Annotated in this window: 18 protein-coding genes; 1 reads left to right on the forward strand and 17 read right to left on the reverse strand. The window is 58.7% G+C overall.

The annotated features are described in order from the left end of the window. Positions 1-2 precede the first annotated feature (2 nt). The 16 genes from JFT85_RS03975 to tssA are packed head-to-tail and all read right to left on the reverse strand — an operon-like array spanning position 3 to position 19,862. Entirely contained in the window at positions 3-845 is an 843-nt protein-coding gene (locus JFT85_RS03975; RefSeq protein ID WP_053256382.1) for a serine/threonine-protein kinase, read from the reverse strand. Then, positions 842-1,573 carry a PP2C family protein-serine/threonine phosphatase gene (locus JFT85_RS03980; RefSeq protein ID WP_069551447.1) on the reverse strand — a complete coding sequence of 244 codons (732 nt, stop codon included), beginning with the start codon at positions 1,571-1,573 and terminating at the stop codon, positions 842-844. The genes JFT85_RS03975 and JFT85_RS03980 overlap by 4 nt, the downstream gene beginning before the upstream one ends. Then, positions 1,570-4,947 carry a type VI secretion system membrane subunit TssM gene (gene tssM, locus JFT85_RS03985; protein ID WP_201229259.1) on the reverse strand — a complete coding sequence of 1,126 codons (3,378 nt, stop codon included), beginning with the start codon at positions 4,945-4,947 and terminating at the stop codon, positions 1,570-1,572. Before tssM ends, JFT85_RS03980 begins: the two co-directional genes overlap by 4 nt. Positions 4,948-4,962: 15 nt before the next feature. Beyond that, entirely contained in the window at positions 4,963-5,829 is an 867-nt protein-coding gene (gene icmH, locus JFT85_RS03990) for a type IVB secretion system protein IcmH/DotU (protein ID WP_242486517.1), read from the reverse strand. A gap of 5 nt (positions 5,830-5,834) precedes the next feature. Then, positions 5,835-7,163: a type VI secretion system baseplate subunit TssK gene (tssK, locus tag JFT85_RS03995; RefSeq protein WP_201229264.1), complete on the reverse strand. Its 1,329-nt coding sequence runs from the start codon at positions 7,161-7,163 to the stop codon at positions 5,835-5,837. Position 7,164: 1 nt separating this feature from the next. Continuing rightward, positions 7,165-7,647: a type VI secretion system lipoprotein TssJ gene (gene tssJ / locus JFT85_RS04000; RefSeq protein WP_053256386.1), complete on the reverse strand. Its 483-nt coding sequence runs from the start codon at positions 7,645-7,647 to the stop codon at positions 7,165-7,167. Positions 7,648-7,652: 5 nt separating this feature from the next. Next, a complete protein-coding gene (gene tagH, locus JFT85_RS04005) occupies positions 7,653-8,828 on the reverse strand; it encodes a type VI secretion system-associated FHA domain protein TagH (RefSeq protein ID WP_201229270.1) in 1,176 nt (391 codons plus the stop codon). Positions 8,829-8,842: 14 nt separating this feature from the next. Continuing rightward, positions 8,843-8,974, reverse strand: coding sequence for a hypothetical protein (locus JFT85_RS04010; RefSeq protein ID WP_053256388.1), 132 nt, complete (start codon positions 8,972-8,974; stop codon positions 8,843-8,845). Positions 8,975-9,032: 58 nt separating this feature from the next. Then, the gene (locus JFT85_RS04015; RefSeq protein WP_073638472.1) at positions 9,033-10,562 is read right to left on the reverse strand and encodes a sigma-54 interaction domain-containing protein; all 1,530 of its coding nucleotides are present in this window, start codon (positions 10,560-10,562) and stop codon (positions 9,033-9,035) included. After that, complete coding sequence (gene tssH, locus JFT85_RS04020) at positions 10,559-13,120, reverse strand: type VI secretion system ATPase TssH (RefSeq protein ID WP_242486518.1); 2,562 nt, start codon at positions 13,118-13,120, stop codon at positions 10,559-10,561. The genes JFT85_RS04015 and tssH overlap by 4 nt, the downstream gene beginning before the upstream one ends. Before the next feature lie 6 nt (positions 13,121-13,126). After that, positions 13,127-14,119, reverse strand: coding sequence for a type VI secretion system baseplate subunit TssG (tssG, locus tag JFT85_RS04025; RefSeq protein WP_201229279.1), 993 nt, complete (start codon positions 14,117-14,119; stop codon positions 13,127-13,129). Then, positions 14,083-15,870, reverse strand: a complete 1,788-nt coding sequence (gene tssF / locus JFT85_RS04030; protein ID WP_201229288.1) for a type VI secretion system baseplate subunit TssF — start codon at positions 15,868-15,870, stop codon at positions 14,083-14,085. Before tssF ends, tssG begins: the two co-directional genes overlap by 37 nt. Beyond that, positions 15,860-16,279: a type VI secretion system baseplate subunit TssE gene (gene tssE / locus JFT85_RS04035; RefSeq protein ID WP_078828118.1), complete on the reverse strand. Its 420-nt coding sequence runs from the start codon at positions 16,277-16,279 to the stop codon at positions 15,860-15,862. The genes tssF and tssE overlap by 11 nt, the downstream gene beginning before the upstream one ends. Continuing rightward, positions 16,276-17,751: a type VI secretion system contractile sheath large subunit gene (gene tssC / locus JFT85_RS04040; RefSeq protein ID WP_053256393.1), complete on the reverse strand. Its 1,476-nt coding sequence runs from the start codon at positions 17,749-17,751 to the stop codon at positions 16,276-16,278. Before tssC ends, tssE begins: the two co-directional genes overlap by 4 nt. A 27-nt stretch (positions 17,752-17,778) precedes the next feature. After that, on the reverse strand, positions 17,779-18,276 hold the full coding sequence (tssB, locus tag JFT85_RS04045; RefSeq protein ID WP_073638475.1) for a type VI secretion system contractile sheath small subunit: 498 nt from the start codon (positions 18,274-18,276) through the stop codon (positions 17,779-17,781). Positions 18,277-18,308: 32 nt separating this feature from the next. Continuing rightward, positions 18,309-19,862 (reverse strand): type VI secretion system protein TssA, encoded by a 1,554-nt coding sequence (tssA, locus tag JFT85_RS04050; protein ID WP_201229297.1) that lies wholly within the window; start codon positions 19,860-19,862, stop codon positions 18,309-18,311. Between the two features lie 477 nt (positions 19,863-20,339). Between tssA and JFT85_RS04055 the strand changes: the two genes are divergently transcribed. Beyond that, entirely contained in the window at positions 20,340-20,855 is a 516-nt protein-coding gene (locus tag JFT85_RS04055; protein WP_053256396.1) for an Hcp family type VI secretion system effector, read from the forward strand. A 57-nt stretch (positions 20,856-20,912) separates the two neighbouring features. Here JFT85_RS04055 and JFT85_RS04060 read toward each other — a convergent pair whose 3' ends face one another. Continuing rightward, a complete protein-coding gene (locus tag JFT85_RS04060; protein WP_069551438.1) occupies positions 20,913-21,734 on the reverse strand; it encodes an aldo/keto reductase in 822 nt (273 codons plus the stop codon). Positions 21,735-21,831 lie beyond the last annotated feature (97 nt).

Genomic DNA, 21,831 nt, shown 5'->3' on the forward strand with positions numbered 1-21,831 from the left:
GGCTAGCTAAACCAGCGTCGGCGAGCACGCGTCATGACTTCGCCCAACTCCTCGACGCTGATCGTTCGGCGCTCAGGGTCCACTGCCAACGCCGCGCGTAACGCCGACCAGCACTGTGTCGGCAGTTGCCGAGGGCAGCACGGTCGTTCGGCGTCTCGACGCTCACCGAGACGTTTCCCATGGGCCAGTTCATACAGCACGCTCGCCACCCCATACAGGTCAGTGCTCGTGGTAAGCGCACCGCCCGCCAACAACTCCGGGGCGGCATAAGCAGGGGTCCACGCGTTGAACCTGCCCCGACTCAAACTCGGCAGTCCTGCCGCAACGGGTATCGGCGCATGCCCGAGGCCGAAATCGAACAAACGTACGCCCTCCTCACCCACCATGATATTGACCGGCTTTACATCGCCATGCAGCACGCCCTGTCGATGGACGTAAGCCAGGGCACTCAGCAACTGCACAGCCAAGGGCTGCAGCTCTCGCCAGGGTAAGCCGCCCGGACACTCCAGCAGCAGCCGGTCCAGGGTCATACCCTGCATCAACTCCATGGTGAAAAAAGCGATCTGGCTGCTGATATCCACCTCGAACGCAAACACCCGCACGACATGCTCATGTCGCAGGCTGCGGGTCAGGGCAAACTCGCTGTAAAGCAGCACATGAGCATCGGGGGCCAGCGTGAGACGCTCGCCAAGCACTTTGATTGCCAGATGGGCGCAGGGCTCGCCAAATTGTTCGTGCAACAGGTCGCGCGCACGGTAGACCACGCCCATGCCTCCCGCGCCCAACTCTCGCTCAAGGTGATAACGCCCAGCCAGCAAGGTGGGCGTGCCCGTCCCGGTGTTCATGAGCGCACCACCACAGCCGTCAGGTCATCCCGCGCGGGCCCTTGCAACACCGCCGTGAACAACCGGTCCACGACCTGTTGCGGCGTGCCTTTATCCAGAGCGCTGCCAAGCTCGACATGCGTCAATCCCTGGTACACGCCATCGCTGCACAACAGAAAGACGTCGCCGGGGTGTGTGCTCAGCTCCAGCACCTCAAGTTTGAGCGGATGCCGGGCCCCGACTGCGCGTGTCAGTGCTCTAGAGTCAGGATGAGCCTGGGCCTGCGCCAGGCTCAACCGCTGTTCATCCATCAATTGGCGCAGCAAGGAATGATCTCGCGACAGCTGATACAGCCGCTGGCTTCGCCACAGGTAACAACGGCTGTCCCCCGCCCAAATGCACGCGGCTCGACGCCCATCCAGCAGCAATACCACCACGGTACTGCCCATGGTGTCGTCGCTGCCCTTGGCAGTCGGTCGGTCTTCACCGCCCAAACGCCGGCTGAGCCTTTGCAGGCATCGCCGAACCGCTTCGATACGCTGGTCAAACGTGTCTTGGGCCGGCAACGCGGCAAGACTGTCGACCACCGACTGGCTGGCCATGTGCCCGGCCCGATGCCCGCCCATACCGTCTGCCACCACCCAGCAACCTTGCTGCGGGCAATCCAGGAACGCATCCTCATTGCGCTGCCTGGCCTTGCCTCGTTCGGAGCGCGCGGCACTGCTTGCAGGCGATGTCGGTGGGGTCATAACTGCTCCGGCAATCGGAACGTACGCCACGTGTCCAACTGAAATGCGCTGGGTACACGCTGGCTGACCAAGACATAGTTGGCACGCAAACCGCCGAGATCCGACTTGAGTATCTGCGCATCCCGCCCACTGGCAGGCTCGCGCTGCATCAAATCAAAGAACCGGAACAACGACCAGGCCCCGCTGTTCTTCTCGATGCCCAACGGCCGCTCCGCTCCTCGCTCCAAAACCAGGCTGCTCCGACCATTGTCCACCTCGCTCGGCCAGTGGAACGCCACGGGCACGATCGGCCCATGCCGGTATTCCAGCTGCTGCCCGCCAAAACTCAGGACCGACCGGCTGACCGCCTGGTCCAGGCTGTAGGGTGCCAGCGTAAACCGAACCGCCAGCTCGCCTTGGTCTTCAGCGAAAAAGCCTCGGCGGATGATCTGCGCTTTGGACAGTTGCTCCAGTAACGATCGTGACATCGGCAGGCTTCGGCCATCCAGGCCACGCAACCGGTAGCGTCCCCCCTCAACGCTGACAAACGGCCGCAGGTAACTTTCCTGGAACTTTGCCAGCACACCTTGTGGGTTGAAAAAGGCCTGGAAATCGCTCAGGGCAACGTCACTGCCCGCGTGAGCATTGAACGGGTAACGCTGGCGAATCGCCTTGGCATACAGACCGTACACTTCACTCTGATAATGTTGGTTCACATGCCGATAAGCATCATCAAACAAGTGTCGCCAACTGTCATCGGCAAGGCCTTCAATCCAGCCTTTGAGTGGCAGCGGCAAGCGCGCAGCGATATCACGCAATTGTCCCAACCCAGGCTGTTGCCCTTCCATGCGTTGCTTCACCATCTGAAAAGCTGCCCGCTCCGGTGAGCCCTCACGGTTCAGCGCCGCCAGCTGCAGGTGTATCGCGTCAAGCTGACGCAATGCCAGGGTCAACTCCGCCCCCGGGTTTTGCTGTTCATCAAGCAACTGATGCAGGGGCTCGAAGCGACGCTGCAACGCGCGTCTCGCGCCGTCATCACCGGCAAGGTTCGGCAGTTGACCGGCCAATACATGACCAACCGCCGACCGAGCGATTACCGCCGCATCAACCGCCTCGCGGGCCACGGCTGCCAAAGGGGCGCCGACGTCCAGCAAGCGGGTATTTTCACGCACCTGCTGTAACAGCAACACCAACGGCGACTGCGCCGATGTCAGGCTCGCCAACTGGTCGGTGTTTTGCCTAAGACTCTCGGTATCAAGCAACCTGATGCGCCCCAAGGCATTGCTCCAGACGTCGGCATACTCACTGAAATAGCGCTGTTCCAGTTCGATCATTAACCGACGCAAATCCATCACGCTGAGGTCGGTGGCCTGCCCCAGCACCCAGTTATCCTGGACAATCGCATTGATCAGTCGAGGCCCCTGCTTGTCGAAATACTGCACATAACGCTTGCTGTAGAATCCGGGAATAGGTTGGTCAGGCGCAGTAAAAACCGTACCGCCCGTTAGACGGTAGGGCTCCAGATTCAGCGCTTGCTCGCGTAACACGCGATACACCACGTCTGCCAGCGACTCGCCACGCAGCGCCTGGCGAGCCTGGGCCACCAATTCATCATTGAGTGTCGCTACAAACGGTTGCTCAAGCAGCCGGCCGAAGTGTTCATCCAAGCGGACCTGCACCGAGGCCTCACCGGCAAAGCGCTCGGACCACAGGCTCGCTACACGCTCCGCCAGCCAACGCGTATCACGGCGCTCGCGCAGGTTAAGCATCAGGTACGCGCGCAAGTTGTCCAGCAACCGCTCGCGATCCCCAAGGCTGGACCGCACTTGCTCTTCGAGCACAGACACGGTTTGGGCCATTAACTGCTGCAGAGCGTCGTTATAAGCACTGACCAACAGTGGGCGAGTCACTTCGCCCTGGAATAACCCGGCTCGCGCCAACACGCGCGCTTCTGCCACAGGCGGAAAAACCCGAGTCGCCGCCAGGCGCTTATCCAAAACAGGCAATAAGACCAGGGTCTGGTCCACGCCTGCCTCGGCCGGCGTATCGGTCTTAGCGAGCTGCGCCAACTCTTCCAAACGTTGATGGTTGAGCGAATAGCTGTGCATCCAGAGCGCGCCCGCGACGCCGATGACCAGTGATGTTGCGATCGCCAACCCCGCCTGCCGCCAACGAATTCGGCGATATTCCTGGGTATCGAGCCCCGCGAGTTCGGCTTCGGCGAAAATCACCTGGTTGAACAGGCCTTTGACAAAGCGTTCGCGCCGCTCACCCGCACTGGTCAGATAAAACCCCCGCAAACCGTTGATCCGCTGATTGCGATGGGCGGAAAATGCCACCTCGACAAACAGGCATAACCGTTCGCCAATGCGCGAAACCTGCTGCGGAAAATCAAGCATTCGGCCACGGCGTTCGACATTGCGCTCCTGGTGCAAGCGCACAATAAGCTCACCACTCAGCCGCTGCAGCAACGCCTCGAATGCCTGACGCACCTGCGCCATTTGGACACCGGTGCCGCTGACGGCGACGAGCTCACCCAGCACGCCGTCCGCAACACTGCCGTGCGGCGTAGCAAAAAACTCGCTAAACCCCGGTATTCGGTCAGCTTGGGTCAGCACCAAATAGATCGGGATATCGACATGCAGCGTCTGCTGAATATCTTGTAAGCGGCTATGTACATGCCGTGCGTGGCGTTCCAGATCATGCTCATTGCTGCCCAGCAAGGTGTCCACCGATAACGCCACCACCACGCCATTAAGTGGCCGAACTCGGCGCCTGGACTTGAGCAGGTTCAGCAATGTCGTCCAACCTGCGGCGTCGACAGAGCTGTCGGGTTGGTCCAGATAACGCCCGGCGCACTCGATCAGTACGCCTTGATCAGCCAGGTACCCGTCACAGTAAGCAGCCCTGCCTAGCGGCCTCGACCCGGATTGATCCGGCGGTAGCTGCACTCCGTTCGCGGCCAACAAGCAGGTCTTGCCACTGCCCTGCTGCCCAATCAGCAAGTACCAAGGCAGCTCGTTACGCGAGCGTGCGCTACGCCCAAGGTAACGCTGAGAGGTTTTCAAGGTTTGCAGCGTTTCCTTGAATCGGCCGCGCACGTGTTTCCGTTCATTCTCTATCAGCCCCAGATGTTGCGTGCGTGTCTGGTTGTCGAGTGTTCCGGCCCGGGCAGCCTGACGAGCACCCGCGATGACCATCGCCAGGCCCCACAGCAAAAACAACCCACTGATACTCAAAAGTCGGGCGGTAGAGCTTTGCCAGAACCGGTGGTCATCCACGGCCAGCAGCGGCCCAAAAAACCACACCACGGTTGCGCCGGACAGCACCAGCAACAAACTCCATACCCAAACTCTGCGCAGCACGGCGCCCGCGCCCTTGAAGAATGCGTTCATTCAATATTCCCAGCGTTACAAGGGCGTCAGAGTCAGTTCCGGCGCCGAAGATTTAAAAAGTTGCAACACACTTGCTCGCTCTTGCCCGAGCACCCAGGCAGCGCCCGAATACATCGCCAGCAAAGCGACCACACCGAAAGCCACAAACCAGCGGGCGGGGATCATGCGCGGACGCTTACGCCGTGCCTGCACCGGCCGGGGGGCGCACATCGACAGAGAGGGGGAGTCGCCCCGGACATGCCTTATCTGTCGATACAAGGCATCTCGTACCTCTTCAAGCTGGACCTCTCCCCGCGCCATAACTCTGTATTTGCCTTCGAAACCCATCGACAGGCACAGATACATGAGCTCCAACATCGCCAGGTGCTTGACCGGATCACGGGAGAGGCGCTCCAGCAGTTGGAAAACCTTTTCGCCGCCAAAGGTTTCGTTATGAAAGCGGCTCAACAAACTTATCTTCGACCAGTCGCTGCGACTTCCCCATGCCGTAGTGACTACCGCTTCATCAATGACGCTGCACAGGACATAGCGTGCGGACACCACCTGACCGCTCTCCATGCCCTCGTGCAGGGCGCGGGCTTCGAAGCGGGTGATGCCTGCGGACAGGCGATCATTGAGTGTCTGCAGGTTTTCCCGACCAGCGCTGCGCTTCATTTGGAGCAGCTCAGACAGCGCATCCCAGGCAGCGGCTACCAGAGGGTTAAGGCCCACATTGAAAGGTTGCGCGCCTTGTACAGCGGCGGCATAGATCATGCGGTCCTCCAGTTGCTCAAAACGCGGGGGCGAGAGGAAGTCGGTTATCGGCCCCTGAGCAGGACCGTGGCCGTCACGATCAAGCAGGACGGTTTTTTCATCCTGCGGGTATTCACTTTCCATATTCATGATGTTCAATTCCTGATTGCCCAGAAGGTCAGCTCCAGCTCGGTAAATTCGCCGCCGACATGGAACGCAAAACCACCCGATTGCTCCAGCTGCACAACATCACGGGCACTGAGTTCAAGCATGAAATAGGTTTTACCGGCGTGAAACGGAATTTGGCGTGGCGCCACCGGCATCGGCTTTACCTTGATACCGGCAAGGTGCAGATTGACCAGTTCGCGAATGCGCTCCACAGGCCCAATCTTGAGATGGGCCGGCAACCGGTGGCGAAGCTCTTCAGAATCGCACTGAGCAGCGACCGCCAGGATGAATGTCGCGGTGCCCAGCAGCTTGAGATCCGCCACCGGGCAGACCATCACCCCGTACTGGCGTTGTTGCAGCACCAATTCCACAGCATGCTGCTCAAATACCATCGACAGCACGGTGCGCAGCCCCGCCATCAGCCCTCGAAAGCTTGCGCCTTGGTCGCCATGGAGGTAACGCACGTCAAGATTGGCGCGCTTGCTGTCACTGGCGAAAGTCGATAGCTCGCCCAATATCGACACCATCTCGCGATACAGCATTTGTGTCGGCACTTGCGCTTGGGTCAGGTAGTGACGCAACACCGGCTCGGTCCGGTTGATCAGTTGCAGCATCAGAAAATCTGCGACCTGCGCACCTGCGGTCACGCTGTTACCGCAAATACGCTCGGCAATGGCATCGCCACGGCTGGCCAACAGGCTGATCACTTCCTTGAGGCACGACGACACAAAGCCCGAGCCCTGTACATAAATGAACGTCGGCACAAAATCTGTATCCATTCTGACCCCCTCTTCGCAAGAGGCGTCCAATACCTGGGCAATCTTCAGCTTCACGTAGGCTTCATCACCAGGGTTGTCACCCAGCAACAATCGTAAATCAGGACGTGCACAACTGATCCGGCAAAGAGCGTCCAGCCCGCCATTCGAGTCACCGACATCGATCTCGCAGGCAATGTAGCGTGCCAACACATTGGGCTCACCCTGCGTTCGGGTTTCAACCTGGTTGTTGGTCGCCATCGGCAATGCGAGGTAAACCGATTGCTTTCCCGAGTTGGCCGGGACTTCCAGCACCAACGGCGCCATGGCGGCAGTCAGTTCGAAAAGACTGCCATCCGGTAAAACGCCGCTGGCCTGGTTGACGACCAGCTTGCCCAGGTTGAGGTACTGCAAGTCGACGTCCAGTGCCAGGAAACCCCAGGCATCACTGCCAAGCAAGCGGGTTCGGTTGAGCTGCTGGTTGTAGTAACGGTCGTTGTGCTGCAGGTGCTGGGGGCGCAGCAACATGCCTTCCTGCCAGATGACTTTATGAACCGGCATGTCAATTCTCCACCACGCCAACGATCGGTTCGGCAACGCGAACACCCGACTGGTCGAGCACCAGATGGGCTCGCGTAACGTGCTGCGGGGCCAGCGGCACCACCCATCGCCATTGCACGTGGGGCAAGTCGCGGTAAGCCGCCACCACCCCCACGTAACGACTTTGTGGTTCGCTCCTGAGCTTGAGAGCCACCTGCTCGCCGGGACGCAATTCCAGTTCCTCGCTGTTCACCCAGTCTTTGGGCAGCGCCTGCTCGGCACGCCCATAAAGACTAAAAAAATCTGCGTGTTCGAATGCGACCGGATGCTTCAGCTCCAGCAGGTGCACCACCACTGGCGAGGGACGCCCATGCAGGTCAGGGTTAACCTGTTCGGTGGCTGTCAACGTCAGGTCCAGCTTGGTTAACGTGGAAAAGGGTGACACGCTGCTACAACCAACCAGCAGGCTCGATACAATCAACAGGGGTAAGGCGACACGGGGCATGACTATCATCCTGGGTATCCGGCGAATAACGCCGAGGTCAGGCGTACCTGCTCCTCATACGCCTTGGCAAAGTCGCCGTGCAAAGGCCGTGCGCTCAGCGTTTCTTCGTCGATCAGCCGTTGGTAATGACGCTGGTAGGCCCGCCAACGCGCTCTGTCGCTGAAGAACCTCGGCGCCTTGTCATGGCGCTCAAAACTGAGCAGCAGGTCGCCAGGCGCAAACGCCGCCTGTTGAGTACGCATCGCCGTGCGACACGCAACCAGCAAAGCAACCTGATGCACTTGCAATTGCCGATGGAGCTGAGCAATGACCGCCTCGGCGCTGCATTGCTCCGGCTCGTTCATCTGTAGCAACGATGCCAAGGCTGCGCTGATGCCCGCACTGTGTTTAAAACCGTTCGGGATCTTGATTGAAGCGCCAATACCCAGGTTCCACTCATTGCTCAGCTCATCGTGAGTGTGCAGGTTCTGTTGCAGCCCACTGATAGCGTGCCTCAGCAAACTCGCCACCTTGATCGCCAACGCCTCACGACCAGAGACATCCAACGTGACACCCAACGCTTCGGCAAACTGCGTCCAGAACGCTTCATCGACCGGGGCCGAACGCACGGCAGGCAGGATGGGCGCTATCACGTCGTCGAAAGTGTCCGCCGGTGTCGGTATAACCAGATGATCCTGTTCCACTGAACCGCGATACATGCCTGCCTCGGGAGCGCCTGCGGTGTCTTTCAATGCATCCAGTTCACTCGAACACACTGCATGCATCTGCTCGCGGTCCAGCTCGTGAACAGGGTCCAAGCCCAGATAGGCATCGTCGGGTATCACCCTGCTCTCGGCGAACAGCCCTTGACGATACGATGCCGTTCGCTCATTCAGTCGCGCCCTGACAGCGAATGGCCCCAATTGGAAGACATCCCCATCAACGATCAATCGCGCCTGGCCCTTTTGCAGGGCCTCGCCGCTGCTCAACTGGCAGATACCGTTGCTGCTGATATCCGTCAGGAAATACCGACCGTCACGATAACCAACCAGGCCGTGGTGGCTGGAAAGCAATCGGCTCGGATCTGGGATAATCCAGTCGCAGCCTGCCCCACGGCCGACGACGCCGCCAATACCGTCAAACACCTTGCGTGTTGGCGGCTCAACACTCCCGGCGTCACACACTTCAAGCACTAATTGCATGGCACGCTCCCTTTTCATTGGCCGCGACGGGTCGCTTGGGGGTCACCCAAAGGACGATAGTCAGCATCATCAAACACGTAGTTGGCGTTACAGCCGGTCAACAAACACAGCACAAGCACCACGACTTGCCATGGACGGTCAGGCATCAAATTTCCCCCAGAAGATAAGGCCGGCGGCGAATCGCAGCGGCCACAGGTACGCCATTCAGCATTCCCCACGGGACGCGCTGACAGGGATGTTCAAACGCGCAAGCCGGTAGAGCAGCGTGCGACGTGCGACCCCAAGTTCACGTGCGGTCCGCGTTCGATTACCACGGTTCTTGTGCAGGCAATCGATCAGAAATACTCGCTCTACCCGCTCCAGGCGCTGGCGCAGCGTTGCTTCGACGACTGCGTGAGCAGGCGCCGACGGCAGCAACAGATGGGCAGGCAAAATCACACCGTCATCGCAGAGCAACACTGCGCGTTCCACCAGGCATTTGAGTTCACGGACATTGCCCGGGAACGCATGACTGGAGAGCTGATCAAGCGCAGCGCTGGACCAACTGACCAGCGGCTTTGCGAGCGCTGCACACACACTTTCAGCGAAGTAGCGTGCGAGCAGCAGCACATCCCCGTCCCGCTCCCGCAAGGCCGGCAACGGGATTGGGAACTGCGCCAACCGGTAATACAGGTCTTCGCGAAAAGTGCCCTGGCTGACCATTGCCTTCAGGTCGCGGTGCGTCGCGGCGATGATTCGGACATCGACTTTGTGGGCGGTATTGGCACCCAGCGGGCGCACCTCGCCCTCCTGCAAAACCCTCAGTAGCTTGGCCTGCAAGGACAGTGGCATATCGCCAATTTCATCCAGTAGCAGTGTGCCGCCGTGGGCCGCGTCAAACAGCCCCGCATAGTTACGCTCCGCACCGGTAAACGCGCCTTTGCGGTAGCCGAACAGTTCACTCTCCAGCAAGCCCTCGGGAAACGCCGCGCAGTTTTGCACCACAAACGCCCGCGCACTGCGCGGGCCTGCTGCGTGAATGGCGCGCGCTACAACCTCCTTGCCGGTCCCCGTTTCACCACTCAACAGAACGGTAAACGGTGTATGCAAGACCTTGTCGATCAAGCGGCAAGTCTCATCCATCGCCGTGCAGTTGCCGATCAAGCCGTAGGCGTCGGTAGCAGGTGTGCTGCGCTGGAGAGCAGCAGTGACTTGCCCTGATTGTTTATGCCGCCACAGGGCTAACTGGCTGAAGGTAAAGCTACCCAGTTGGCCCAACGATGCGGCGTAGCCCTGCAATTGCGCCGGATACTGGCTGGCATACAGCAGCACACCACACACTGCCTTGCGCCGATTGAACAGGGGCACGCATGACAGCGAGTGCCAAGGCAGGGCCGCCTCAGGCAGGAAACAGCGGTCATAGGCGCTGTTGCGCAGTTCATCAATGGTCAGGGAACGATGCTGGTTCAGGACATAATGCAAGAGCTGTTCATTCTGAAAGTCCACGCTTGCTGCCAGGGAATCCAGTGATGACGCCCCGGCAAAATGCTGAGCTATCAACCCAAGCTGGCCGGTCGTTTCATCTTGCCAGTACAGTTGGCAAAGTTCGCACTGGCTCAGTTGCGCAACCGCCGTGACACAAAGGTCTGCCAGCGTCGAGTCATCACTCTCGGTCCCCAGACGGGTGAACCAGCTCAGCAAGCGGTCGGCGTAGACCAGAGGATCAGGCAACTGGTTAAACAGACTCTCCATCATTGGCTGAACTCACAGACCGGTACGCCGTTGCCATCCAGCGCTACATGGGTCATTGACACACACTCGCCAATGGCCATCGCACTGAGTAGACGATCCACAATGGGCGGTAGCAGATGGGACTCGATCCAGTGGTCGATGTACCGCGCACCACTGTCATGGTGAAGGCAGCGCTCGACCATGTGTGTAACCAGCTCGGGGGTATGGCTGAACACCAGCTTGCGCCGGTGCAGCCGTTGAGCGAAACGCTCCAGCTTGAGGCTTACCACGTCGCGTAGCCGTTCGCCCGCAAGGGGGTAATACGGCACAACGCATATACGGGCGAGCAAGGCTGGCTTGAAGTGGGCGCGCAACACTGGGCGAATCGCTTCTTCCAGGACCGCTGAATCAGGACGAAAGCCATCGGGGCACAGAGCCGTGATGCAATCGCTTCCCAAGTTGGACGTCATCAGGATCAGCGTATTACGGAAGTCGATTTCACGGCCTTCACCGTCATTGGCCAAGCCCTTGTCAAAGACCTGGTAAAACAGGTTCAGCACTTCCGGATCCGCCTTCTCGATTTCGTCGAGCAGCACCACTGAATAAGGGCGTTGGCGCACCGCCTCAGTCAGCACCCCGCCCTCGCCGTAACCGATGTAACCGGGCGGCGCTCCGATCAAGCGGGACAAGGCGTGTTTCTCCTGGTATTCCGACATATTGAGTGTGGTGATGAATTGCTCGCCGCCATACAGCAACTCCGCGAGTGCCAGGGCCGTTTCGGTTTTTCCGACACCACTTGGACCGACCAGCAAAAACACGCCCACGGGTGCCCCGGGGACGTTGAGGCCCGCAGCCACAGCACGCAGATTGCGGTCAAGAGCCTGCACTGCAGGTGCTTGCCCCAGAATTCGCCTGCCCAAGGCATCGGCGAAACCCAGGACCCTTTCACTGTGCTCAAGGGCCAGCTGTTCAACGGGAATACCGGTCCAGCCACTGATCACCTGCGCCACCACCCGTGGGCATACCTCATGGTTCAGCCGCCGCCGCTCACTCAGCGCGTGGCGTCGTTCGGCCGTTGGCAACTCAACGTGCGCAAGCCCCTCCCCTGCACTGCACGCATCAACCTTTGGCTGACGCGAAGAGAGTGTCCGCTCGGCCAGGGCTCGTTGTTGAGTCCAGCGGTGTTCGGCTCGCTCCCGTTCAAGCTCAATGGCTTCCAGACGTTGGATCAGCGCCTGCAAGGCCTGCTCGTCAACAGGCAAACCTGCGTCGCTATCCCGCTCGAGCGCCACGCGTTGCCGCATGCCCTCTGCCAACTCGGCACACAAACGCTGCAACGGTTCCGGCGGCGCTGTCAGGCTTATACGCACCTGAGCGCAGGCCGTGTCCAATACGTCCACGGCCTTGTCCGGCAACTGGCGTCCTGCCAGGTATCGAGCGCTCATCTGCGCTGCCGCCACGACTGCATCGTCACGTACGTAAACACCATGGCTGGCTTCATACACTGGGACAAGCCCACGTAAAATGGAGATCGCCGCCGCCACGCTCGGCTCGGCCACCCGTACCGGCTGGAAACGCCGCGCCAATGCGGGGTCCTTTTCAATGTATTGTTTGTATTCGGACCAGGTCGTGGCCGCGATCGTGCGCAACTGTCCGCGCGCCAGGGCTGGCTTGAGCAAATTGGCAGCGTCGCCTCCGCCCACCTGAGCGCCAGCGCCCACCAAGGTATGTGCCTCGTCGATAAACAGGATAACGGCCTGCGGTGAGGCGTTGACCTCGTCGATAACGCCTTTTAGCCGCCGTTCGAACTCACCCTTGATGCTCGCGCCGGCTTGCAGCAAGCCCATGTCCAAGGTCAGTATTCGTACGCCCTTGAGTGGCTCCGGCACCTGTGAGGCAACCACCTGCAGAGCCAGCCCTTCGACGATGGCTGTTTTACCCACTCCGGCGTCTCCGACAAGAATGGGGTTGTTCTTGCGCCGACGCACGAGGATGTCGATCAACTGGCGGATTTCCGCGTCTCGACACAGAACCGGGTCGATGCGTCCTTCGCGAGCCTGACGCGTCAAATCGTGGGTAAAGCGCTCCAACAGCGACTCACCCTGTGGCGAAGGAACGGCTTCCAATCGCTGGTTCAACACGCAGTCGCGCACACGTTGCGTGTCCAAGCGACTCAATAATTGCTGATAAGCACTGCCCGCGTGCTGCAACGGATGGAGCAGGAGCGCCAGCAATAATGCCCCCTGGTCAACCTCGACTTGCCCCAATTCAAGGTGAGCAACCATTAACGCCTGTTGTAACCACTGCACGAGTGTCGCGGCAAACACCGGACTACGCGATGCGCCTTGCTCCCCGTTGAGCAGCAACAGGGCCTGCAGCTCGGCGGGGGCAATCTCCGCGTCCGCCAGCGCCCTCACCAAAGGACCATTGGGGTGCTGCAGCAGCGTCAGCAGAAGGTCCTCGACCAGCACCTCCTTGCCCCCGCGCGCCACACATCGCTCGGCTGAACGCTCCAGGTCGAGGCGAGTCGCCGCCGTCAATGTGCGGATCAATTGTTGCAGGTCTACATTCATCATAATCATCAGTCCCTAATGAGAGTTGCTGGCCAGGGTGACCACGCCGTCAGCACGCTCGTACCCCAGCCAACTGGTCCAACCGAGACGACAGACGTTGCGTTCCCCGATATGCAATGGCCTCACTTCGCCGTCGGCCAACACCAGGCGCAGGTCATAGTCCAAGGGGGTTCGCACCATCAACCGAACCAGTGAACACAACGGCCTGTAGTCGTCGCCAGCGGGCAGGAACTCGTGAAAGCGCTGCCAGCTCAAGCCCTTGATATGCACTCTGAACTTGCCACTGCGGTCTGCGACCTGAAGCCCGAGCATCAGGTCCTCGCCGAGCAGGTTGTTCGCTGCGCCAAGCCGGTTGCGTTGCTGTTGGGCAATGGTCACGGTGCGAGCGACCCATTGTTCGATGAACACACCGCGGTGTTTGAAGTAGTGACGCAATACCGCCTCAATCAGGGCCGCCGAATGTGCCCGCAGGCTCAACAATCCCAGACAGGGCAACAGCCGCTTGCAGTCCAACTGCGCAGCGTCGCGAATCTGGCGGCTGCCCAACCCGACCAGTGCGAACATCTGCTCGGAAAACGCGTCGCTGGCCCCGGTGCGAAAACACGCCCGGTAGCGATATTTGCGCCAAATCGGCAGCATCAGCCTGTGCAGGCGGTGGTGAAATACATCAAGAAAGTCACGGCTGACATTCCCACTCGCCTGCTCTTGATAAAACGCAGGCAATGGCGAGCCGGCACCAAAAAGTCCGAGCACATTCAGGCGAAGACGTGCCCGTAACTGGTTGCGTTCGACAAAAAACTCCACCCGATCAATATCGTGCCCGGGGAACCCCAAGCTGGAGTTGGCCTGGAACTCGACCTTCTCATAGAGCTCGTCATCCTCCAGCAATGGATAAGCGTCGCGTAGACGCTCGATCACCTGCAGCACCGCCTGGAAGAGCGAATACTCACGAATCGATTGCGATAGTGCAGTCATAGCAGGGCCTGCTGACCCATCCGGGGTGGCCATAGATACACGTCTCCTTGTGTGCTGGTAACCCGCAGTTCGTGGTACGAATTAAGGCTGGCGTAAAGAGCAAAAAACTCATTGAGTGCCGAGGCGAAGACAAACATGTCGCCCCGGCTGACAAACCCACTGGGGTCAATGTTCAGGTCGACTCGCAGGCCACGTATTGGCAACCCACGATGCATTCGGTCGACGGCCTCGTGGCTGACAGATCTCAGTGCATCCAGCCTTCGTTGACTAATGTTGTGCGCCTGTCGATCGTGATAGCGCGGCAAGTCGTAGGTTTGGAGAATGACCTTCAAGGCCCGTGTATCGGTCAATGACAGGTAATTGAGCGACATGTTGCTGATCAGCTTCCAAAGGAAGTCCTGGTCCAGCGGCGGAGGGAAGCTCGCCGTCGGCGCGCAGATATTGCGAAACGTAAGAAATTCCGGCGTTTGTTCACACGGTTGGTTGATCTCACCAACCTGCAACAGCCGCGGTAAGCCGTGGTTGGTGCACGTCAACTCAACTGAGAGTGTCTCCTGTTGATCTATGGGGCCAATACCGAGACTCAACCAGGTATCAAGCTCGGCGCCCTGCACCGAGGAACGTTGACGAATGCTGTAGCTAGGGGCTTGCATCGAAACGCCACTGTCGCTGTCATGTTCGAAGGATTCGAATGGCACGTACGTCTGGTAGCCCAGCCCACCGGGACGCCATCCGGTAACATGGTCAACGGAAAATACCGCAGCGTTGCCCCGTGCAATGCCACCCGGGAGCAGCAGGTAATCATCCTGCTTGCCATCCAGGCGAATCGGCACCGCATCCTGCTTGAACAGGTTAGTAATCGGCGTGCAATACAGCTTTACGTTATCCAGCGTGGGGCGATGTGGCTCATGTTCCTGAGTGTGCAATTTGAAGCGCAGCTCTACGCACCTGGCCTGCTTGAGGAGTTCGTTTGGTAACCTCTGCAGTGCATCCAAACCCAGTACATCGACAAACAGATACTTGTCCGCAAATGCAAAATACTCTTGCAGGTGGCGGTAGCCGCTGAAGGTGTTCGCCGGATAGGGAATCAGCGCCTGATCTTCGTCAAACCCCACAGGTTTTACTTGGCTGGCGGAAAGTCGCAGCGATAAAACCTGCCCGTCGCGACCATTGATCGCAAGCCCATCATGGTCAAAGAGCACCACCTCGGTGCTTTCAAGATGACGTAACAGGCTCAGGTACAACCCTTGACTCACTTGTCGATCACCCGCCAGGTGCAAGCGCAACTGAGTGAATGCCCACTCACTGAAATTGCCCTCGACGCTCATTTCCAGGCGCAGGTTGAGCGACGCCCGTGTTCCCTGTGACAGGTATTCCAGGCCACTCAGTTGCAACGGCATGACTTGAGTGGCGTAGCACGTTCGGAAGCGGCAGCGCTCACCGTTGACCAGCACGCTTTCGACCGGTGTATCCCGATCAACACTCAGCGTGGTGCACGCGTGCTTCAATGGGTCAAACTGCAAAATGCTGAAGGCCGGCAATGGCCGCATGTAATTGGGCCACAGCAAGTGCATCAATGAATGGGTCAACTCAGGAAGCTCGTCAGCAAGCTTCTGGCGCAGGCGCCCGGTGAGAAAGGCAAAGCCTTCCAATAGACGCTCGACGTCCGGGTCCTGGCCTGAATCGGCAAGAAAGGGTGCCAGGGCGGGATTGCGTTCAGAAAAACGCCGCCCAAGCGTGCGCAATGCACTGAGTTCACTCTGGTAAAAGAGCTCAAAGGACATCAGGTAACACCTCGACCCGTCCACCACCCACCAGGTGTGCGTTAAACACCACAGGTTGGATGACACCATCGATGACGACGGTTGCCTCAATCACAAACGCCAGTACCAAAGGGTTGTAGGCACCCTCCCTCCTCCTGACACGTACATTCCCCAACCGAGGCTCGTACGCCTGGATAAAGCGTTCAATCGCCAAGCGCGATTGGCTGAGTGATTCATGCAGGCTCAAGCGCATGTCATTGAGGTCGGGCAGCCCATAATCTGGTAGCGCCTGGACACTGCCGGCACGCGTACTGAGCATTCTCTCCAGATGCGCGGCAATACACGCCACGCTGTCGGTCCTGGCAGGCACCAGACCGTCGAGACGCTCAAAAAGGCTGCGATAATCGGGTATCCCCTGACCCTTCCTCATTCTTTGTCGAGTTTGCCAACGAGGGACAGCGTAAAGTCCGCCCCCATGTACTTGAAGTGCGGTCGCACACTGAGGTTGACGCGGTACCAGCCGGGTTCACCCTCGACATCACTGACCACGATACGGGCAGCCCGCAATGGACGCCGCCCGCGAACCTCGGCGCTGGGGTTCTCTTGATCTGCGACGTATTGGCGGATCCATTTGTTGAGCTCCAGTTCGAGGTCGGTCCGCTCCTTCCAAGACCCCAGTTGCTCACGCTGCAATACCTTGAGGTAATGGGCCAGGCGATTAACCACCATCATGTAAGGCAACTGGGTACCCAGGCGGTAGTTCAACTCAGCGTCCTTACCTTCGGTACTGCCCCCGAACGTTTTGGGCTTCTGTACCGAACTGGCCGAAAAGAATGCCGCGTTATCACTGCCCTTGCGCATGGTCAGTGCAATGAAGCCCTCTTGCGAAAGCTCGTACTCACGACGGTCAGAGACCAGTACTTCGGTCGGGATCTTGGTTTCGATTTCCCCCATGCTCTGGAAGTGATGCAGGGGCAGATCTTCCACCGCGCCACCGCTTTGCGGACCGATGATGTTCGGGCACCAGCGAAACCGGGCGAAGCTGTCAGTCAGTCGAGTGGCAAACGCAAAGGCAGTATTGCCCCACAAATAGTGCTCATGACTGTTGACCACGTTTTCCTGGTAGGCAAATGTCTTGACCGGGCATTCAAGGGGATCGTATGGGGTTCGCAACAGGAACCGCGGCACAGTCAGTCCGATATAACGCGCATCCTCGCTCTGACGAAAGCTTTGCCACTTGGCGAATTGAGGCCCTTCGAAATGATCCTTGAGGTCCTTCATGTCAGGCAGACCGGTAAAGCTTTCGAGTCCGAAAAAGTTCGCGCCTGCGGCAGCGATAAATGGCGCATGGGCCATGCAGGCAACGCTGGCGGCGTACTGCATCAGCTTCACGTCCGGTGCGCTTGGCGAAAGCGAATAGTTGGCGATAATGGCGCCCACCGGCTGCCCGCCAAACTGACCATACTCGGCACTGTAGATATGTTTGTAGAGCCCGGACTGAGTGATTTCCGGCGAATCTTCGAAGTCATCCAGCAGGTCCTGCCGTGAGACATTCAGTAGTTCGATCTTGATGTTCTCGCGAAAATTGGTCCGGTCGACGAGCAATTGCAAACCTCTCCAGGAGGCCTCCAGCGCCTGAAAATCCGGATGGTGAAGAATCTCGTCCATTTGCTGGCTGAGCTTCACGTCAATCTCTGCAATCATTCGATCAACCAGGCGTTTCTTGACCGGCTCGCCGCTGTTGTGCGGCTTGACCAGCTCTTCGATAAACGCCGAGACACCGCGCTTGGCAATGCCATAAGCCTCGTCATCCGCACTCAGTAGTGTCTGGGCAATGATGGTGTCTAGGATGCTGTGTTCTTCGGTGACTTGTGTGGATAGCGGATGCTGTTGGATCGTCATGGCGTCAGTGTCCTTTTACTGAAAATGTCAGGCGGTGGGATCGCTCAATCCCAATTCAGCCAATACCCGGGCTCGGGACCCGTCATCCGCCAAAGCCCGCTCTATGGCCTTGCGAAAACTCGGCGTGTTGCCCAAGGGCCCTTTGAGCGCCATAAGCGCTTCACGCAATGCCATCAGTTTTTGCAGCTCCGGAATCTGCTCGACCAAATTCGCCGGGCTGAAGTCTTTCATCGAATTAACCCGAACCTGGATAGCCAATGCGTCCACATCCGCAGACTCCTGGAGCCGGTTGGGCACACTCAGCGTCAGCTCCAACGCCTGCTTGGCCAATACGTCGTCAAAGGTGTTCTTGTCGATGCCGATGGGCTTGCGGTCTTCGAGCTTGCGTTGATCCTCGCGCTGGGTGAAATCGCCCAACACCAGCAATTTCAGCGGCAGTTCGACTTCTTCCTGGGCACCGCCAACGGCTGGCTTGAAGGTGATATTGATGCGTTCCTTGGGTGCTACCGAACCTTCTTTGGCCACGGTAAATCTCCTTTTCCGAGTGGATCGAAGGCCTATTCAAGTACCGCCTCAACATCGAAGTGGCACAGCCTTCGGTGGGTATCTTCCTTACGCTCACGTACGGTTTGGCTTTGCGGCAAAAGCTCGCAACAACGGTACAAAAGCTGGGCTACGTGGAGGGCCAGATCTGGCTCCCAACGATCCAGCCCCGCATGTTGCAGTTCGTGATCCAGGCCTTCGAGTTGCACCTTCGCCAACGCTTGCTTGCCTGCCAATACACACAACCGAGCCAGGGCCAGCCGCCAGTGAAAACGAGCACGCTCGCTGCGAGCGGCGTGCATGCCCTGCTTGAGTTCGCGCACCGCCGCCTTGAGACCGTCTTTGCGTAACGTCGGCATGACGTCCTGCAAGGCTGCCTCCCAGGGTTCGGTATTGGCATCAACGACCTCGCCGGGCGGCGCCGGTGGCTGCAAGTGGCGAGCGACCTGCAAAGTGATCCAGTCGCGGGTGGCGCTATCAGCAAACGGCACGCCGTCGTGAAACCTGAACTCAGGCAGATGTGGCAGACGCTGCAGTAACAGCGCAAAGCTCACTTCCAGTTCGGTCATTGCCAGGTTGGCCTGCAAAGCCTCAAGGCACTCCCAGACCATGCGCAGGCCGTCAAACCAGAACAATGCGCCTGCCAGACTGGTCTCAAGTTCCAACAACAGTTCGCCGTACTGCCCCTGGGCAAAACGCTCCCGATAGCGCTTGAGCTTGTCGGACGCCGGGCCGCGCAGCACCGTGAGGCGCTCGCTGTCAGCGTCCGGGTAGCCGTTGAGTGCCAGCCAGGTCAGTGTCCGGTTAAGGCGCATGGCGCGCAGGTCGGTGGCGTTCTGGCGCAGCCACCAGTGACACAAGGGCCGGGCTTGTTCCTGCAGTGTGCGCAGTAACTTATGTGCCTCTTTTTCGTTTTCTACCGAAGGCTCGGAATTCAGTAACCGGGTCGCGGCCTGCTTGACCTGAGCCATCACGCCGGTTGCAGCCACAGCATGGGCTTCCCCTTGCTCTGCATGCGCCAACCGCTGCGCCAATTGCCGGCGCACGGGCAACAGCAGTGGAGCCTCATCACTCATGTGCGCAGACCAGAGGTCATCAAGGTGTGTCAGATGCTCAAGCATGCGTCGGAACAATGGCTGCTGATCGTTGAGCGGCAAGCTTTGCGTAAACAACGGTTCAAGACGCAGCACCAACCAGCCAAAGGCTGCACCACGGGTACGCAGCTTTTCCGGGTAGGCAACCGCCCAATGATGCTCACAGAGATGACGCAACACCCCCAGCCCCGCCAACAGACCAGGGAAAGATTCACGCTGATATAAGGCCCAGGTCAACCAGGCGGCCACACGTAAATCCTTGGTGTGCTGGCGCAGCAGACATTCACTGATTTGCGTCACTTTGAGCCAGTCCGGCTGAGCGGTGACATGAATCGATTGCAGCTTGCCAAGCTCGGATTCAAGGGCTTCATATTCACTCGAAAAACGCATATCGCTGCCCGCAAAATTAATGTGCGAGCAAGGCAATAAAGCAAGTTCAAGGTAATAAGCACACAAAGCGCCTGAATAAACCATTTTGAGCCATGCACCCTATAAAAAATAACATCCGCCGAAACAAGCACACTTACCCACACAACTAGCCGCGCTCCGAATCCCACTAAGCCTTTCACGAGATTCGCAAACCTTAGCCATGCATAAAATATTCAGCAAGCATCGAATCCGCACTTAAGGAATTTCCTACACCCTGCGTAACGACTGGGCTGCGCATCATTTTGCGCAGATCAAATTTGCCAAAACCCTTAATTAATTCACGCAACCAATAACCGCCCACAACAACACGATGAGCAACTTAGTGCGCACTTCTGCGCAGCCTATTTCACTTAAAATCCAATAAACCACCCGACGACTTAGTTAAAACTCCGCCCTCATCACGCCACCTTATTGTTTTTGTTGCGCTTATTATTTTCAGGCACGCTTTTTGTTATAGGAGGTTGCCCACCCGGCACAATCGCCGCAGGGAATTACCTCAACTACCCGGCAAGGAAACCCGTCATGCCAACACCCGCGTATCTTTCAATCACCGGTGTCAAACAAGGTCTGATTACGGCAGGCACTTTTACTCAGGACTCGGTAGGCAACATTTATCAGGAAGGCCATGAAGACCAGATACTGGTCCAGGCATTTGCTCATCAGGTGATTATTCCCCGTGATCCGCAATCGGGTCAGCCAACAGGCCAGCGGGTTCATAAACCGTTGATGATCAGCAAGGTCTTCGATAAATCATCGCCCCTGCTGTTCAGTGCGCTAACCAGCGGCGAAGAAGTCAAATGCCGGTTGGAGTGGTTCCGCACCTCCTCGGCTGGAACCCAGGAGCACTACTTCACCATCGAACTCGAAGGGGCGACCATCGTGGACATCCAGTCGCGCATGCCCAACTGTCAGGCACCTGAAAACGCGCACTTCACGCATCTGGAAGACGTGCACTTCACCTATCGCAAGATCATCTGGACTCACGAGGTGGCGGGTACTTCCGGCTCTGATGACTGGCGTAGCCCGGTCGCCGGCTAACCCTGGAGGATGCAGGAACCGGCGCCATGGAGGGCGCCGGTTCTGCCAGGCGGGTTGTTACACCATCGCCAGCGGGTGCTTGCGCTTGGGGGCGCCAAACACACGGTCGATGGCATCCAGATCGTGCTCGTCCAGCACCAGTTTCGCGGCGCTGGCGTTGAGCCGCACATGCTCGGGACTCACCGCTTTGGGGATCGCAATCACGCCCTCCTGGCGCAGTACCCAGGCCAGGGCGATTTGTGCGGGTGTGGCCTCGTGTCGGTGGGCGATCTGCTTGAGCGTCGGGCTGGACAGCAGCTCACCGCCCTGGGCGATTGGGCAGTACGCCATCAACGGCAAATGGTGCTGTTGCCACCATGGCAGGAGGTCGAACTCGATACCACGCTCTTCGATGTTGTAGAGCACCTGGTTGGTGGCACAGACTGGGGAGGCAAGTTCCTGCAGGTCGGCGACGTCAAAGTTGGAAACACCCCAACGGCCGATCTTGCCCGCCTCGCGCAGACGCTCAAAGGCTTCGACGGTTTCTTCAAGCGGGTACTGACCGCGCCAATGCAACAGGTACAGGTCAATGTAGTCGGTACCCAGGCGCTGAAGGCTGGCATCGCAGGCACGGGGAACGCCCTTGTGGCTGGCATTGTGAGGGTAGACTTTACTGACCAGGAATACCTGATCGCGCTTGCCGCGAATGGCCTCGCCGACCACTTCCTCGGCGCCGCCTTCACCGTACATTTCGGCGGTGTCGATCAAGGTCATGCCCTCGTCTATACCCAATTGCAACGCGGCGACTTCAGCTCTGCGCTGGTCTGGGTTTTCGCCCATTCGCCAGGTTCCCTGGCCGATGACAGGGACGGGAACACCGGCCAGATCAATGGTACGCATAACAACCTCCTGATGAGTTCGCGGATTAACAGTGTGGCACTGACCGGACAAAAGGGTTCAATCGAAGTATGGTTAGCCTTTTCCAAGTCGCCAGGAC

This window comes from Pseudomonas sp. TH04 (assembly GCF_016651355.1).
GTDB lineage: Bacteria > Pseudomonadota > Gammaproteobacteria > Pseudomonadales > Pseudomonadaceae > Aquipseudomonas > Aquipseudomonas fluorescens.